The 17,614-nt window shown below is 43.4% G+C and carries 15 protein-coding genes; 9 read left to right on the top strand and 6 right to left on the bottom strand.

Features of this window, described 5'->3' with window-relative positions; genetic code table 11:
- Positions 1–51 precede the first annotated feature (51 nt).
- From MHH25_RS16015 to MHH25_RS16030, 4 genes are read left to right on the top strand one after another with little or no spacing between them, the layout of a single operon-like run.
- Complete coding sequence (locus MHH25_RS16015) at positions 52–966, top strand: ABC transporter permease subunit (protein ID WP_253508706.1); 915 nt, start codon at positions 52–54, stop codon at positions 964–966.
- Between the two features lie 13 nt (positions 967–979).
- On the top strand, positions 980–1,873 hold the full coding sequence (locus MHH25_RS16020; RefSeq protein WP_100527586.1) for a carbohydrate ABC transporter permease: 894 nt from the start codon (positions 980–982) through the stop codon (positions 1,871–1,873).
- Positions 1,874–1,895: 22 nt separating this feature from the next.
- Complete coding sequence (locus tag MHH25_RS16025; protein WP_340017511.1) at positions 1,896–3,524, top strand: alpha-glucosidase; 1,629 nt, start codon at positions 1,896–1,898, stop codon at positions 3,522–3,524.
- Positions 3,525–3,576: 52 nt separating this feature from the next.
- A complete protein-coding gene (locus MHH25_RS16030) occupies positions 3,577–5,244 on the top strand; it encodes an alpha-glucosidase (RefSeq protein ID WP_340017512.1) in 1,668 nt (555 codons plus the stop codon).
- Between the two features lie 94 nt (positions 5,245–5,338).
- Here the strand turns inward: MHH25_RS16030 and MHH25_RS16035 are convergent, their stop codons facing one another.
- The 4 genes from MHH25_RS16035 to MHH25_RS16050 all read right to left on the bottom strand — a co-directional run bounded on the left by MHH25_RS16035 (position 5,339) and on the right by MHH25_RS16050 (position 8,971).
- The gene (locus tag MHH25_RS16035; RefSeq protein ID WP_340017513.1) at positions 5,339–5,620 is read right to left on the bottom strand and encodes a GNAT family N-acetyltransferase; all 282 of its coding nucleotides are present in this window, start codon (positions 5,618–5,620) and stop codon (positions 5,339–5,341) included.
- The gene (locus MHH25_RS16040) at positions 5,613–5,864 is read right to left on the bottom strand and encodes a (4Fe-4S)-binding protein (protein ID WP_036616061.1); all 252 of its coding nucleotides are present in this window, start codon (positions 5,862–5,864) and stop codon (positions 5,613–5,615) included. The genes MHH25_RS16035 and MHH25_RS16040 overlap by 8 nt, the downstream gene beginning before the upstream one ends.
- A gap of 270 nt (positions 5,865–6,134) precedes the next feature.
- The gene (locus MHH25_RS16045) at positions 6,135–7,889 is read right to left on the bottom strand and encodes a methyl-accepting chemotaxis protein (RefSeq protein WP_282321295.1); all 1,755 of its coding nucleotides are present in this window, start codon (positions 7,887–7,889) and stop codon (positions 6,135–6,137) included.
- A 242-nt stretch (positions 7,890–8,131) separates the two neighbouring features.
- Positions 8,132–8,971 (bottom strand): alpha/beta hydrolase, encoded by an 840-nt coding sequence (locus MHH25_RS16050; protein ID WP_340017515.1) that lies wholly within the window; start codon positions 8,969–8,971, stop codon positions 8,132–8,134.
- A gap of 151 nt (positions 8,972–9,122) precedes the next feature.
- Between MHH25_RS16050 and MHH25_RS16055 the strand changes: the two genes are divergently transcribed.
- The gene (locus MHH25_RS16055) at positions 9,123–9,986 is read left to right on the top strand and encodes a LysR family transcriptional regulator (protein ID WP_083657022.1); all 864 of its coding nucleotides are present in this window, start codon (positions 9,123–9,125) and stop codon (positions 9,984–9,986) included.
- Between the two features lie 18 nt (positions 9,987–10,004).
- Here MHH25_RS16055 and MHH25_RS16060 read toward each other — a convergent pair whose 3' ends face one another.
- Positions 10,005–10,409: a VOC family protein gene (locus tag MHH25_RS16060; protein ID WP_340017516.1), complete on the bottom strand. Its 405-nt coding sequence runs from the start codon at positions 10,407–10,409 to the stop codon at positions 10,005–10,007.
- Between the two features lie 307 nt (positions 10,410–10,716).
- Between MHH25_RS16060 and MHH25_RS16065 the strand changes: the two genes are divergently transcribed.
- Entirely contained in the window at positions 10,717–12,456 is a 1,740-nt protein-coding gene (locus MHH25_RS16065) for an ATP-binding cassette domain-containing protein (protein ID WP_036615424.1), read from the top strand.
- Positions 12,457–12,526: 70 nt separating this feature from the next.
- Here the strand turns inward: MHH25_RS16065 and MHH25_RS16070 are convergent, their stop codons facing one another.
- The gene (locus MHH25_RS16070) at positions 12,527–12,913 is read right to left on the bottom strand and encodes a hypothetical protein (RefSeq protein WP_036615422.1); all 387 of its coding nucleotides are present in this window, start codon (positions 12,911–12,913) and stop codon (positions 12,527–12,529) included.
- Between the two features lie 335 nt (positions 12,914–13,248).
- Here MHH25_RS16070 and MHH25_RS16075 point away from each other — a divergent pair, with 335 nt between their 5' ends.
- The 3 genes from MHH25_RS16075 (at position 13,249) to MHH25_RS16085 (ending at position 17,591) form a co-directional block, all read left to right on the top strand.
- Positions 13,249–15,207, top strand: a complete 1,959-nt coding sequence (locus tag MHH25_RS16075) for a beta-glucoside-specific PTS transporter subunit IIABC (protein ID WP_340017517.1) — start codon at positions 13,249–13,251, stop codon at positions 15,205–15,207.
- A gap of 72 nt (positions 15,208–15,279) precedes the next feature.
- Entirely contained in the window at positions 15,280–16,722 is a 1,443-nt protein-coding gene (locus MHH25_RS16080; protein ID WP_036615418.1) for a glycoside hydrolase family 1 protein, read from the top strand.
- A 17-nt stretch (positions 16,723–16,739) separates the two neighbouring features.
- Complete coding sequence (locus MHH25_RS16085; RefSeq protein ID WP_076318155.1) at positions 16,740–17,591, top strand: PRD domain-containing protein; 852 nt, start codon at positions 16,740–16,742, stop codon at positions 17,589–17,591.
- Positions 17,592–17,614 lie beyond the last annotated feature (23 nt).

Genomic DNA, 17,614 nt, shown 5'->3' on the forward strand with positions numbered 1-17,614 from the left:
ACAGTAGCAGGGCTGCGATACGCAGCCTTTCTTCAGAAAAGGGGTTCATCCATGAAACAGGGGAATTGGAAAGCGAGAGGGCGGCTCGGCCCAGGTGCCATGTACCATATGATGATGCTTCCGGGCATTTTGTTTTTGCTTGTATTCAGCTATGTTCCAATGGTCGGCATCATTACGGCGTTTCAGGACTATATACCGGCCAAGGGCATGTTTGGCTCCGAATTTGTAGGCCTGAAGCATTTTATGTATATGTTCAAGCTGCCGGATATCGCGCAGGTCGTCAGCAATACGTTGGTGATTGCGATTGGCAAGATTCTGCTCGGAACGATGATGGCCATCATTTTTTCCGTTTTATTAAATGAAATTCGTATCAAATACGTTAAAAAATCCGTGCAGACGATTGTTTATCTGCCACACTTTCTATCCTGGGTTGTACTGGCATCGGTTGTTGTCAACATGTTCAGTTTGGATGGCATTGTGAATCAAATGATGGCGTTTTTTGGCCTCGAAAATATTAATTTCCTTGGCAGCAACACCTGGTTCCAGCCACTGATTATCGGTACAGACGTATGGAAAGAGTTTGGTTACAGTTCCATCGTTTATCTGGCTGCAATTACGTCCATTGATCCCGGTCTGTATGAAGCGGCAGGAATGGATGGAGCAAGTTGGTGGAGAAAAGTGTGGCATATTACATTGCCAGGCATGCTGCCTATTATTCTGCTCATGGGCGTAATGAGCTTGACCAACATTTTGAGCGCCGGTTTCGATCAAGTCTATAATCTGTATAACCCGGTTGTCTATGAGTCAGGCGACATTCTGGATACTTATGTCTATCGGATCGGTCTCGTTGGACGACAGTATAGCTTCGGTACGGCAGTTGGCTTGTTCAAGTCCGTCATCGGTATTGTTTTGCTCATGTCTGCCAACCAGTTGGCCAAAAAATATACGGACCGAAAAATATTCTAAGGAGGCCAAACCTGTGTCCTATTCTGCAAACTTAAAAGATCGAATTGGCCGGTTTGCCATCTATGCCATCGTCATCATGCTGGCATTGGTCTGCCTTCTTCCGTTATGGAATATCGTCGCCATTTCATTCAGTAGCAGCGAGGCGGTATCCGCGAATGCTGTAGGTCTCGTTCCAGTTAATTTCACAACAGCAGCGTATACCAAAATTATCGAAGATGCACAGTTCTGGCGCTCCTTTGGTATATCCGTTCTACGTGTTGCGCTAGCTCTTGTGCTTAACATGATTCTGATTATTTTAATGGCTTATCCGCTATCCAAATCAAAAAGAGATTTTAAAGGCAGAAACATTTATATGAATATCATGATTTTTGCCATGTTGTTTAGCGGAGGCATGATTCCCAGTTACCTGCTGATCAAAAACCTGGATATGCTGAATACGATCTGGGCACTTGTTCTGCCAGGCGCTGTCCCGATATTCAGTGTCATTCTCGTGATGAATTTCTTCTCCGCTGTACCTAAAGCGCTTGAAGAAGCAGCATTCATCGATGGGGCCAATCCGCTCCAGGTCTTGTTCAAAGTGTATGTTCCCGTATCCATTCCTGCACTGGCGACAGTCGCCTTATTCAGTATCGTGGGTACGTGGAATGACTTTTTCGGCGGGTTGATCTATATGACCAAAGTCAGTAATTATCCGTTAATGACCTATATTCAGTCCCTTAACGTGAATATTGCTGATTTGCTTCAAGCCGGCACCAATTCCAGCGAACTCAGTAACCTGACTGAAATATCGAACAAAAACCTGAATGCAGCCAAAATCGTAGTTGCTGTTATCCCGCTATTGCTGATTTATCCGCTGCTGCAAAAATACTTTGTGACGGGCATTGTCGTAGGATCTGTCAAAGAATAACCTTAGAAAGGTTGAATGGAACATGGAAAATAAAAAGTGGTGGAAAGAAACCGTTGTATATCAAATATATCCACGCAGCTTTCAAGATCGTAATGGTGATGGAATTGGCGACTTGGAGGGCATTGTATCCCGATTGGATTATTTGCAGCAACTCGGCATCGGTGCGATCTGGTTATCACCTGTCTGCAAGTCTCCTCAAGATGATTACGGATATGATATCTCAGATTATCAGGACATCGATCCGATGTTTGGGTCTTTGGAAGATATGGAACAGTTAATTCTGGAAGCCAAGAAACGAGACATTCGAATCATCATGGATTTGGTGTTGAACCACACTTCGGATGAACACCCCTGGTTTCTAGAAGCCAAAAAAGGCAAAGCCAATCCGTACCATGACTACTACGTCTGGAGAGATGGCGTGGAAGGAACACCTCCGAACGACTTGGGTTCCACCTTTGGTGGTTCAGCCTGGGAATGGGTGCCTGAGATCGGGCAATATTATTTGCATCTCTTTTCCGTAAAACAGCCTGATCTCAATTGGGAAAACCCCAAAGTCCGGCAGGAGATATACAACATGATCAATTGGTGGATCGACAAGGGTGTGGGTGGTTTTCGCCTTGACGTGATCGACTTAATCGGTAAAGAACCGGATTTGAAGATTACGGGAAACGGACCTAATCTGCATAAATATATCAGGGAACTGAGCAAGGAGACGTTTCAAAAAGCGGAAGACCTGCTAACCGTTGGAGAAACATGGGGCGCCACTCCGGAAATCGCCAAACTGTACAGTAATCCAGACGGCAGTGAGTTTTCAATGGTCTTCCAATTTGAACACATCAGCTTGGATGAACAAGAAGGCAAAGGAAAGTGGGATCTTAAACCTTTGGATGTGATGGCATTAAAAACAGTGCTGTCCAAATGGCAGACAGAGCTCAAGGGTGACGCCTGGAACAGTCTGTTCTGGAACAACCATGACTTGCCTCGAATCGTGTCACGTTGGGGAAATGATGGAGAATTCAGAGTTGAATCGGCTAAAATGTTGGCTACCCTTCTTCATGGCATGCAAGGTACGCCTTACATATATCAAGGTGAAGAGCTGGGTATGACGAATGTTCAATATGCGATCGAGGATTATCGGGATATTGAATTGCTCAACTTTTATAAGGAAAGAATGGAGAAAGGTTATCCTGAACAAAGCGTGATGGAGTCGATCTACGCCAAGGGCCGCGATAATGCACGCACACCTATGCAATGGGATACTTCCGATAACTCGGGTTTTACACAAGGGGAACCTTGGATTAAGGTGAATCCAAATTATAAGCAGATCCATGCCGAGGAAAGTTTGAATAACCCTGAATCCATATTCCATTATTACCGGAAGTTAATCCAACTCAGAAAAGATCATGAAGTCATCGTATATGGTGATTATGAGCTGATCTTTCCAGAGAACCCAGACGTGTTTGCTTATACCCGAACGTTGAATAGTACGACAATTCTTGTGGTATGCAATTTCCAAGGATATACGACTGAACTTCCGCTTCAGGAGCAATTGACAGGGTCCTATCAGCTTTTGACAGCTAACTATACAGGTGAACTCTCGGAGGGCGAATTACGTCCATATGAAGCCAGAATGTACCTTATCCATGATTAAAGCATATTACGTTATATAATGTTCAGTTCTCAAGAAAGAAGGATTATATTCAATGAAAAGAGTATGGTGGAAAGAAGCAGTAGCTTATCAAATCTATCCGAGAAGTTTTATGGATTCCAACGGAGATGGGGTTGGTGACATCAAGGGGATCATATCTAAACTGGATTATATTCAAGATATCGGTATTGATCTGATATGGATCTGTCCGATGTATAAGTCACCTAACGACGATAATGGTTATGACATCAGTGATTACTGTTCCATTATGGATGAATTCGGCACGATGGCGGACTTTGATCAATTACTGCATGAAGTGCATCACCGCGGCATGAAACTCATCATGGACTTGGTGATCAATCATACAAGTGACGAACATCCGTGGTTTATTGAATCCAGAGCTTCACTGGATAACCCCAAACGGGATTGGTACATCTGGAGAGATGGGAAGAATGGAGACGAACCGAATAACTGGGAGAGCATCTTTGGCGGTTCTGCATGGGAATATGATGAAGTCTCCGGACAGTACTATCTCCATCTGTTCTCCAAGAAACAACCAGACTTGAATTGGGCAAATCAGGAAGTTCGGAAATCCATATATGAAATGATGAATTGGTGGCTGGATAAAGGGATTGATGGTTTCCGTGTGGATGCAATCAGCCATATTCACAAAGAAGAGGGCCTCTTGGATATGCCAATCCGAGAAGGCGTCAAGTACGTCTCTTCATTTGAAAAGCATATGAATGTCAAGGGAATCCAGAGTTATCTGCAAGAAATGAAAGAGAACACATTATCCAGATATGACGTGGTGACTGTTGGGGAAGCAAATGGAGTTAAGGTGGAGGACCAAGAAGATCTGCGGGATTGGATCTGTGAAGTCAGAGGGAAATTTAATATGGTCTTTCAATTCGAACACCTGGACCTTTGGAAAAACAGCACAGACAGGCAACTGGATGTTCCCAAACTGAAAAACGTCTTGACCAAGTGGCAAAAATCACTGGAAGGCGTCGGTTGGAATGCATTGTTTATTGAAAATCACGATCAACCTCGCAAAGTTTCATCTTGGGGAAATGATACGGAGTATTGGTATGAAAGTGCCACAGCACTTGGAGCCATGTACTTTTTCATGCAAGGAACCCCTTTCATATATCAGGGGCAAGAGATAGGCATGACAAACGTGGCTTTCCCTTCGATAGAGGATTATAACGACATAGCCGATCGGAATTTATATCAGATCAAACGCGAAGAGGGGATGTCGCATGAGGAGATCATGAACATCATCTGGGCATCGAGTCGCGATAACTCCAGAACGCCGATGCAATGGTCTTCGGCCAAAGAGGCCGGGTTTACCAGCGGTACGCCATGGCTGAAAGTGAATGACAATTACGTCCATATTAATGTAGAGAAACAACTCCAGGAACCAGGTTCCATCCTTCACTTTTATAAAAAAATGATTCAGATGCGAAAAGAGCACGATACGTTGACTTATGGTATTTATGAGCTTCTTATGCCGGATCATCCGAGTGTATATGCATATACACGTACACTGGCAGACCAACAGGTGCTGGTAGTAATCAATCTCTCTGAACACGTCGTCGAGCTTGAGGAAGATGAGTTTGGCCTCAACTTCTCAGAGATCTGGCTTACCAACTATGAGAATGGATTGCTGCCACTGGTGTTGCGACCGTTTGAAACTATTGTTGGATTAAGCGATAAAGTTTAATTAGGATACGAAAAAGGCGTCTATATCATGGTCTGAATGATATAGACGCCTTTTATTGTTGTGTAACCACATGAAAATCAGTTTCGAATATTCGTTATTGATGGAGAACATCCGCGTATTCGGAGATACGTTCGAAACGTCCCTTGGCAAACGGGCATAAAGGTAAAATTTTAATACCGTTTTCCCGCGCGTATTCCACCATCGCTTTGATAAGTTCATCGCCAAGCCCTTGTCCGCGGTAAGCATTTTCCACCAAAGTGTGATCAATGATGTATAGCTCTGGACTCGAGATTACATAGGTCATCACCGCAGCAATATCATCGTTATCTTGAATAAGGAATCTTTTATTGGCAGGTTCATGTTCTACGTTATGCATGTTCATCCTCTTTCTTTGTTGAATATTCACCGTCCAGAAGCTTATACGTCAATGCTCCACTTGGACATGTGTCAATATGCCGGGCAATGGCCTCCGAAGTGTCACCATCAGGATCAACCCAAGGACGCTTGCTTAAATCAAAAACAGCAGGAAGGCCCTTTACACAAATACCAGAATGAATGCAGACATCCGAATTAAACATAACCTCGATATCTTTACCGTAATATAATTTCTCTTTAACCATAATGCATTCACATCTTTCACTGTTGAGTTTGAGTTTGTTTACAGATCGATATCCCAGGCATCCATGGTAAGTCATGTCTGGCAGGCTCTTAATGTTCGAATTATAAATGAGGAATCATTATTAAGTCAACGTGACGAATCTCCTAATTCGTTGGTGGAAGCTACTGATCAGAACCCTGAGTCCTCCGAAAAATTAACGCTCCAAGAAAGTTACGTTTCCGGCGGCGATTCTAAATTGTCATCTAACAACACCCTTAATGAGATTGGGAAATTATTTAGTGACTTCGATCTGAAATTGATCGGAATATGATTTGAGGTTGCCTGCAAGACCAGCGAGTTCCCCGGAGATGTTCGACAGTTCGCTTGCCGATCGCTGCTGCTCCACAGCACTAGCCGTGACTTCTTCGGCCATGGCTGAAGTTTCCTCGGTTGCGGAAGCAATATAACTGAGATTCTGTTCCAACTCCTGACGAATAGAGTGCATATCCATCGTCCGGCTGTCCAAACTCTGAGCCAACTCATGCACTTCGGTCGATAAGCGGCTAACCTGTCCAAATGCCTGGAGACAATCAGCGATTTGTTTCTCCTGTTCCTTAACAGCTACCATATTCGCATCAAAATGACTGCCCATCCGATGTATCTCTTGAACAAATGAACCCAGGATCTCATCAATCTCCTGGATCGAACGTTCGGATTGTTGAGCGAGCTGTCCCATTTCCCCAGCAACGACTGCAAAGCCTTTACCCGCTTCTCCAGCCCGGGCTGCTTCAATTGAAGCATTCAGGGATAGTATTTGAGTTTGTTTTAAAATGTTGTGAATCTGACCGCTAATAGAGGAAGCGAGTTCGGATTGAGTCGTCAGAGACCTGGAAATATCCTGTTGATGCTCAACACGCTTGGCATTCTCTCGGCCCTTCTCAAGCAGAACCTCATGTTCACGTGTAACTTGTACTTGAACAGAAGATAGCTGCTCTGAAGTATAAGTAAACTGTTTCACATATGAACCTACTTCATCCATTATTTTGCCGAGATTCTCTGAATGCTGGACGGAGTGTTCTGTCTCTTCAGCCTGTTTCATTGAACCTATGGCAATTTCCTCGATCGCTCTGGAAAGTTCTTCGCTCTGACGCTGGTTTGTCTGAGCGGTTTCCGAAATATCTTTTGATGACTGCTGTAATGTATTTGAACCTTGCTGTATTCCCATCAGAATGTTCGTCAATTGGGCAACCATGATGTTAATCAAATCACTAATGTCACCGAGTTGATCATTGGACATGTGTGTGGATACGACTTTGAGATTCCCATCAGCAACCTGCTCGAGACTTGACTTAATATCGCGTACTTGTCTAAGAATACCTCGTACTACGAATAACATCATGACCAAAGAAAGAATCAGTACAACCACAAAAATCGGGATAATGGTCTGATAAGCATTATTCACAGATGTCGCGGAGACTTGATTCACTGCTCCAGCAGAAATATCAATGCCCAGATAGCCAATGACAGCACCTTGCGAATCCTTGATTGGTGTAAAGGAGGACAATAGCTGTCCCCAAGTTGGATCATCTACAATGCCTGTTGTGACGACTTCACCGCGTAACAAGCGTTCCTGAATCTGGGGATTGAATTCCATTGCAGTGCCGTAAGGACTATATTCCGTATCGTCCCAATTCGCTCCATCTACGGTGTAGATCCACCCGTCCGAAGTTTTGTTATACATATAAACATACAAGGCTCCCGATTGAAGCCTAACTTTAACGAGTTCGTCCCTAAGACTTTTATATTCGTTGCTCTCCTCTGAAGCAGGAGAAGATAATGTCTTAATTAATTCCGACTCCTGACCTAGTTGAGAGGCGGTATTCACAGCCAGCTGCTGATTGTTATGCTGCATGGTCATTAATGATGCATTTTCACTGGAGTCGATGGTTGCCCATATGATTAGACCGCCCATGGCCAGTAGCGGAACCAGAATAATCAAATACAGTTTGAACCTTAAATCCATCTTTTTTTTGCGAGTCTGTTTCACGTACGGTTCCCCCTTGGATGTAATAAAGTAAATATGGCTATTCGTATAACCCCATACTATTTATCGTAATATTGAAGGGGGAAATGAAGACTAATCCTAAATTTGTATATACATATACGCAGATTATAAACTAACAGTATGCAAGGACACCTTGCCATTAACCAAAAAAAGGCTCCACCAGCTTTATGCCAGTGGAGCGCTTAATTTTTCTCTTAGAGATTCTGTTCAATATACAAACCTACTCACGGATGTTTATTGCAGAAACGGTCGATATAATCAGAACATTGCCCCGGCTCATCTTCCATTACGAAATGACCAGCTTTGGGAATGACATGTAGGCAGGCATGGGGAATATCCTGGACAAGCCTCTTTGCGTACATAAGGGGCTGCCATTCGTCTTCTTCCCCCCATAAAATTTGAACGGGAACTTTCAGCTTGGGTAAATCTGTTCCATAGGATTCAGTATATTTTGCATTATAATGAGCTACCTGATGGGAGAAAAAAGAGGCTTTGCCCAATGAACCTGTATGGGGTTCCAGATATGCATCCAGTGCATTGCCAGTCATAAGCTCTTTATTATACACTGCCATGGATAATTGTTTCTTTAGCATGGTATCAAAATCAGCACGGGACATTTGTTCAACCTGTTCAAGCTGTTCTTCGATAATTTTCTTCCAGGTTGGTGAGGGCCACGAATCATAGCTGGGCATGTTGAGTAACGTAAGCGATTGTACACGTTCAGGCTGTTCCAAGGCCAGTTGGACTCCGACAATTCCACCTAGATCGTGGGCTGCGACATGTAAACGATCCATTCCGAGTGCGTCTAAAAGCTGACTAAACAGCGTATATTGTGCTGCCACAGAAGTATCTGCTTCGAGGGGTCTTTCGGATGCTCCATATCCCAGAAGGTCATGAACGTAGACTTTGTACCCTTTTTGAACCAGAGCGGGTATTACTTTTCTCCATTCATAGCTATAAGACGGTGTTCCATGAAGGAGCCATATGGGAGAGCCTTCTCCATATTGTTCATAAGCGATTCGATATCCATTAATCAAGATGGATGACGTTGCTGCTGTTTGCATAGTGATTACTCCCTTCCATAAACGATTGAAATTAAAAATGAAATGGGCTCTTAATGAGCTACATTGAATATAAACGATTGCTTTCCATTAGTTAAATTGATAGTTTATATGTAAACGATCAGTTTTAATGATGTTAAAAAGAAGGGAGCCAATGATGGAAATACGTCATTTGGTCACATTTATTACAATTGTGGAACACGAGGGATTTACCAAAGCTGCTGAGCATCTTGGATACGCGCAATCTACAATTACATTGCATATTAAGGCGTTGGAAGAGGAGATTAACTACCCTTTATTTGATCGAATTGGTAAGCGGGTTATTTTAACGGAGACTGGGAAAAAATTGTTGCCACATGCACAGAAAATGCTTGAGCTGTATCATATGATTAAGGAAGTGACTGCTGCACAAGGTGAATTAACGGGTAATATCGTGATCAGTATTGGGGAAACGTTATTGATCTATCGTTTTCCTCCTATTATTGAAGAGTTCAAAAAATTGCATCCTCATGTCAACATCGAGTGGCACCAATTAGATTCCGTACATTATAAAGAGAATTTGATGCAAGGCAAAAGTGATATTTCCTTCATGTTGGGGACAGAGGTTCATGATCCCAATCTGTACAGTGAGAAATTGGCTGAGGAGCCCATGATGTTGCTGTACCCCAATTCATTTGAGCTACAACGGGACATTGTACGAAGCAATTTACTTTTTACCGAAAGAGGTTGCGGTTATCGCACATTGTTTGAACAATGCATTGAAGAGTATCAGATTGGGATTACTTCCAATATTGAATTCTGGAGTATTGAAGCTGTGAAACAGTCGATATTGAGCGGTATGGGCATATCCTTGTTACCTCGAATTACGGTAGAGAAGGAGCTGAAGGAAGAAAAACTTTCAGGTCAGCAGTACAAACAAAATCTAGCTACGCAGTTGCTGTATCCCAAAAACAAGTGGATCTCTCCCCAAGTAGAAGCATTTATTGAGATCGTTAGAAAGCATGCCTCCCTTTGGTAAGCTCATTTCAACTGTCCTTTATAACCTACCACTGAACCGTTGGATTGCTTCCTCGGTCACCGGCGTGAAGAGATTAACCAGATTACCGTCAGGATCGCGAAAAAGCAAAGCACGATTCCCCCAGAGCATTGTGGTAGGTTCCTTTACCCACTCATCAACAAACGGCTTCAAGCGCTCGTATTCGGCATCAACATCGTGGACGTGGAACTCAATAATGACAGTACGATTGTTGGCCGCCACAGCGGAACCAGCGCCAAACAGTTGCACCGTTTGGGAGTGGCCGATCGCTAGAGTGCACGATGGCATAACGAGTTCGGCAAAGACAGGTGCAGGGCGTTCTGCTGAAACACCCGTAATTTTCTCATAGAACTCGACAAGACGATCCACGTCATCAGTAATGATACGCACAGAAGCAAAATTCACGAGATATCATCCTTCCTATAATAAGTAATACATTTTGGATCAAAAACACTTCGCATTTACTTTTACTCCTTTACAATTGCTTACTCCAACTATACAAATACACTACTGACAACAGTATGTCAGTAGTGTTTTACGAAGAAACCACCGTCCACTAGCCATCATTCTATAGAACGTATTAGAGTTTCAAAGTGAGGGTAAGTGCTAAAAATCGATTGTACTTGGTGGTAAACAGTGTTACTCTAAAAGTCTGTGTTCGACAATATATTTAATATTAGCCACCAATTTAGTTGTAAAGAAAGGTAACACTATGATAAAAGTTGAAAACCTATCCTTCTCATTTCCACAAAAGGAACTATATAAAAACATTTCATTTACGTTTGAAGAGGCACAACATTGTGCTTTTATCGGAACAAGCGGCAGTGGAAAAAGTACATTGATCGATATCCTGATGGATCCGGAACGATATTTGTTCGAGGGCAAGTTAGAGATAGACCCCGATTGCAGAATCGGGTATGTGAGTCAGTTTTTGCAAGTAGACAAAACAAAAGAAATGACCGTTTTTGAATATATCGCAGAAGAATTCATCAAGATACAAGATGAAATTACAGCGATTTATGCGGAGATGGCCACCACATCGGATATGGATTCCCTGATGGAAAAGCTTCAATTGGCTTTGGATGCATTCGAGGCGATGGATGGGGATAATTACGAAAAAAACATCAATAAACAGTTAAACCTTGCCAACCTCATGAAGCTCAAAGATCTTAGTATATCCGCCGTAAGCGGCGGGGAATTCAAACTTATTCAAGTGATGAAGGAAATGCTGAATCGTCCAGACTTCATGATTATGGACGAACCTGATGTATTTTTAGACTTTGAAAACCTGAACGCGCTTAAAAAATTGATTAACACACACAAGGGAATGTTGCTGGTCGTTACGCACAACCGATATCTGTTGAACCATTGTTTCAACAAAATCATACACCTAGAAAACACAGAGCTCCAAGAGTTTGACGGGCGATATATCGATTACAACTTCTCACTGCTTCAGTCTAAGATCGAACTGCAAGAAATCGCAGTTGCTGAAGCTGAGGAAATTGAGAGATACGATCACATCATCGACAATCTTAGAGAGATCGCCACATATAATTCCGAAGCCTCCAGAGGCAGAGCGTTAAAAGCCAGAGTCAAGTTTCAAGAGAGATTGGAAGCACGTCGAATAAAAGAGCCATTTGTCGATATCAAACAGCCGAATATCCGTTTTGGAATCGATAAGGAAATGGAAGACACCGTTGTGGTTAACGTCAATAACTATAACGTTTCCTTTGACGAGTTGCTTTTGGAAAATGTGAACTTTGAGATCAAATCTACAGATAAAGTAGCCCTGATCGGTCCTAACGGTACCGGGAAAACGACTTTACTCCGAGAAATCTTTAAAAATAATCAGGATGCCATTGAAATAAATGCTGATGTTAAAGTGGCCTATTTATCTCAGGTTCAAGGCGAAATGCTAAAAGATTCGAATACCATCCTAAATGAATTCATTGATTCCGGCTTTCAAACGTATGATGAAATTAGATCGTATCTTCCAAACTATGGCTTTGAAGGAGAAATCCTTGATCAAAAGATTGAATCGTTATCTGGTGGAGAAAAAAACATGCTTCAACTGGCTAAAGTTTCTGCCAGTCAAGCCAACGTATTGCTCCTGGATGAACCGACAAGCCATTTAGACATCTATACACAAATCGCATTGGAGAAAGCCATTGAAGACTACAAAGGTGCGATTATCATGATTTCTCATGATTTCTATTCGGTTGTAAATGGTATGGATTATGTTTTAATTATCGAGGACAAAACGATTAGTAAAATGAGTATAGAAGAATTTAGACAGATGATTTATGCGAGTCATTTTGATGAAAACTATCTAGAAAATGAACAAAAGAAAAAGTCTGTTGAAATGAAAATTGAATTGGCTTTAAAAGATACTAATTTTGAACTTGCAAAGAGTTTGGTTGATGAGCTAGAAAAGCTGATTAAGTTGCTTTAGACAAGGTGAATATTCCAAAAATCTAAATCCCCCTGTATGTGGATTAATCCGCATACAGGGGGATTTACTTCTAGAAACAGCTAAACGAGCTGATTCGCTGCAGATCAATGCCGGTGTATAGCCAGAAGAAGCCATTCCAACGGAAGCCAGCCACCGAGTTTCTACCTACAAATACCGGGTACATCCAGAAGCCGGGACCACGATCCGGCCAAATATATGTGTAGCGAAACAGGCAGCCGGATATGGCTCTTGGATCTACCGCATATAACGAAGCGGGTTGCTGTGGAACGAATGATGGTGGCGGTCCGGTAGGTGCCTGCACGCCTTGTGGTCCGCCACCACCTCCACCCCCGGGGAACGATGGCGGACCAGGAAATCCGCCGGGTCCTCCTGGTCCTCCGGGACCCCCAGGTCCGCCAAACCCTCCACCAGGTCCAAAAGGAGGTAAAAATGTCATATCACATCACTCCTGTTCATTAGTCTAATGTATTGTATGTAGGCAAATGAGAAGGGGAATGGGTGGAAGCCTATAGAAGGCTGCTAATAATCAAGTCGAATCAAGCAAATTAAAATGCAGAAAAATGTCGAATAAAGTGATTGCTAACTAATTTATTGTGTGATATTATGATCCAGTAAACGTTTACATCGATAACGAATTGAATATTAGCAGTGTTTGGCTGTTACTGGTAAAGCAGGCATGACCAAAATGATTTTGCATTTTCCTTATGTGAGTAGGGGAGGGCATATCGTTTTGGTCTTTTTTATATCCAAATTCAGAAATGAGGCATTGGTATGGATTATCGCAAGTTGGGACAAGAGATAACGGAATTGGTTGGGAAGAAAGAGAATATCGCTCGGCTTACGCACTGCGCAACTCGACTTCGGTTCGAACTGCACGACATCTCCAAAGCGGAGACAGAAAAACTCAAAGCACTTCCAGGTGTCATTACCGTTGTGAACAATGGTGGACAATACCAGGTCGTTGTGGGCAATGAGGTGCAGCAGGTCTACCGAGTTATCACTCAGCAGATGGGTTCGGCTACCCGAAGTGCGGACTCCAAATCGAATTCTGGCAAAAATAACGGACCAAAGCAAAAACAGAGCTGGATCTCCAGATTCATCAGCGTGATCTCAACAACATTTACTCCGGTAATTCCGGCAATCATTGGCGCAGGTATGATCAAAGCGATATTAGCCGTACTTGTGCTGACAGGCCTCGTAACGACGGAAAGCCAAAACTACTATATCCTTAATACCATTGCGGACGCGGCTTTTTATTTCATGCCTATTCTGCTGGCTTATGGAGCTTCCATTAAATTTGAAACAAGTCCCATTCTGGCGATGACAGTTGCCGGCGTGTTATTACACCCGGGATGGAGCGCCCTGATGGCGGAAGGAAAAGACGTGTTTTTCATCGGTGTGCCAGTTCGACTAACCGATTACGCGGGCTCCGTACTGCCGATTATTATCGTCGTTTGGCTCATGTCCTATATTGAACGTTTCGCGGATCGGGTATCGCCCTCAATGATCAAATTTTTCACGAAACCAATGATTGTACTATTGATTACAGCACCACTTGCATTGTTGGCGATTGGGCCTTTCGGAACGTACCTGAATGATCTGGTTGCGATGGGTGCAGAAGCGATCAATGCCAGAGCCAGTTGGCTGATTCCGTTGTTAATGGGAACTTTGCAACCATTCCTGATCGTAACAGGTACCGCATGGGCCATGACGCCGATTGCAACTAGCCAACTGACCAAAAATGGATATGAAATGATCAACGGTCCCGGAATGCTCGCGTCCAATATTGCTCAAGGTGGGGCCACCCTTGCTGTAGCATTGAAAACCAAAAACAAAAAACTGAAACAGCTCGCTGCTTCATCCGGTTTCACCGCTGTGCTGGGCATCACGGAACCATCCTTGTACGGTGTAACGCTGAAACTGAAGAAACCCTTAATTGCCGCAATGATCGGTGGTGGTGTAGCAGGGATATACGCTGGTCTGACCGGATTAGTACGTTATGCCTTCGTGTCTCCAGGGCTTGCCGCGTTACCTGCATTCATTGGCAGCAATCCGATGAACATCGTTCATGCCATTGTGACTTGTATGATCGCTTTTATCGTTACCTTTGCTCTGACATGGATCATTGGTTTTGAAGATCCAGTGGAAGATGAAGAAGAAGGAACTACCAACGTTAACGATGACAAGACACTTTCCGGGCAGCCTGTTCAAGACAACAGCCCAAGCACACAGTCTTCTACAATAACAAATGCAAATGTACCGAGCCAAAATGAATTACGTCCACTTACGATCGCCAGCCCGATGCAAGGGGAATTAGTCCATCTAGACCGTGTACCAGACGATGTCTTCTCTTTGGGATTACTGGGTAAGGGTGCTGCCATTATTCCTGCCAAAGGAGAACTGTATGCACCAATCGCAGGTGAAGTTACGGCTTTCATGGACTCCAAACATGCGGTCAAATTAAACGGTTATGATGGAGAAGAGGTGCTCATTCATATTGGAGTGGATACCGTCAACCTAAAGGGGAGACATTTTGACTCTTCCATTAAAGTAGGGGATCGCGTACAACGGGGTGACTTGTTGATCCGCTTTGATATCGATGCCATCAAGGCAGAAGGGTATGAAGTCATAACCCCGATCATTATCGCCAATTCGGATCGTTTCTCGGATATTAAGCTGGAGAAGCAGAATCCTGTGGAGGTTGGAGCAACCATTATCCATCTTTCGTAACAAACGTAATACGATACTTCATATGGTCCGTCATATATCATGATCAACATTTAAAATGAAGGAGTGCTTGAGATGTTATATCAACAGATCAAACCATTCCCCAATGAATTTCTGTGGGGAGGGTCTACCTCGGCCTATCAAGTGGAGGGAGCCTGGAACAAAGATGGCAAAGGCCTGTCCGTCATCGATATGTGTGATCATCCGGCTGGAACCGCCGATTTCACGGTTGCGAGCGATCACTATCACCGGTTCAGAGAAGACGTGAAGCTTTTTGCAGAGCTGGGCCTCAAAGCATATCGTTTTTCAATTGCATGGACTCGAATCTTGCCTTCAGGCACAGGGACTGTTAATGAGAAGGGACTCGATTTTTATCACCAATTAATTGACGAATTGCTGCTCCATGGTATTGAGCCCATTGTGACCATGTACCATTTCGACTTACCCTACGAGCTTGAGAAAACCGGAGGATGGAACAACCGGGGGACGATCGATGCCTTCGTCGAGTATGGGCGTATCTTGTTTGAGCATTACGGGCATAAAGTGAAATATTGGTTGACCATTAATGAGCAAAATACGATGATTCTTCATCCAGGTGCTATTGGTACACCAAAAGGCGGGCGTTTGCCATCCAATAAGGAACTGTATCAGCAAAATCATCACATGTTTGTAGCTCAAGGCAGAACGATGCGACTATTTCATGATATGCTCCCGCAAGGTAAGATCGGACCTGCTTTAAACATGACTTCCATGTACCAGGCAACCTCCAGACCAGCCGATGCAGTCGCTGCTCATAACTGGGAGACGATTCGTGGATGGGGTTTTCTCGACTTATCGGTGTGGGGACGGTATAATCCATTATTCTGGAGTTATTTACAGGAACGCGGCATCGAGCCGGTTATTGAGCAGGGTGACATGGAAGATATCCAGTTTGGCCGCCCCGATCTGGTAGCAATCAACTACTACTCGACGGCAACCATTGCCGCCAGTATGGGCGATGCGTCGGATGTTACAGCTCGTGCGGGTGATCAGCAAATTATGCTTGGCGAGCAGGGAGTATACCGGGCCGCGGAGAATCCTTATACGGAAAAAACGAAATATGGTTGGGTCATTGACCCGGTTGGCCTAAGGCTGACATTGCGTAAGGTATGTGAACGATATGGTCTCCCTATTCTAATTACGGAAAATGGTATTGGAGCCCCGGATGTACTTGAGGCAGATAACACCATTAACGATACGTACCGGATTGATTTTATCGAGAAACATCTGGAACAGATCAGACTGGCTCTAACGGATGGAGTAGATGTGATTGGTTATTGCCCTTGGTCCGTTATTGACTTGGTAAGCACACATCAGGGGTATGGGAAACGTTATGGAATGATCTATGTAAACCGCGGTGAACAGGATCTGAAAGACTTGAAGCGTTTGAAGAAGAAAAGCTTCTCGTGGTATCAAGAGGTCATTAAACAGAATGGCAGATGTATCGGAAATTCGGATCAGGCGGTCACGAAAGAATAAAGGATCGTGATGAATGCATGAGAGTAATCAAAATATTAAATAACAGCTTGCTTCTGACCAAAGATGAACAGGGACAAGAGATGATTGTCATGGGAAAAGGGTTGGCATTCAAAGGCAAAGTCGGCGAGCGGCTGGATGAAGAACACATCCAGAAACGATTCATTTTGCAAAATAATCCGTCTGCCCAGGCTTACGTACGAACCATCGAAAACATGCCAGAAAAACATGTGAATGTCATAAACAAACTGATTACCAATGCAAAAGAAAAGCTGTCTCTTGACGATCAAATCTTCTTCACGCTTATGGATCACTTGTCATTTGCCATTGAACGATGGAAAAAAGGTGTAGCATTACAGAATCGCATGTTATGGGAGATCCAGAGGTTTCATCCTGTCGAATTCGAACTGGGCCTTGAAGCCGTTCAGATGCTGAATCTAGAATTGGGTATCGAACTGCCGGAAGAAGAAGCAGGGAATATCGCTTTTCATTTCGTGAATGCCCAAACGCATGAACAGAATATGGAGCGAACGATGCAATCCGTTAAGATGTTAAAAGATATTTTTAACCTGATTCAATACACCTTTGATATGCAATTGAACAAAAATTCCATCCATTATGTGAGACTTGTCACACATTTGCAATTCTTCATCCAGCGTTTACAAGAAGGACGTCTGGGCAATTCGGCGAAAGATTTTATATTTCAACACATGGTGAAGGAGCATCCGTTTGAATACAAATGCGCGGAGATGATTAAAACCTACGTGCAGAATATGCTGGATATCTCCATATCAAACGAGGAATTATTATATTTGATGATTCACATAGCTCGAATTGTGCAGGAGGATCAGGGTCACGAGGGACGATTATAAAACAAAGTTTATATGCCTGTTAG

This window comes from Paenibacillus sp. FSL H3-0457, from assembly GCF_037981725.1.
GTDB classification, from domain to species: Bacteria; Bacillota; Bacilli; order Paenibacillales; family Paenibacillaceae; genus Paenibacillus; species Paenibacillus amylolyticus.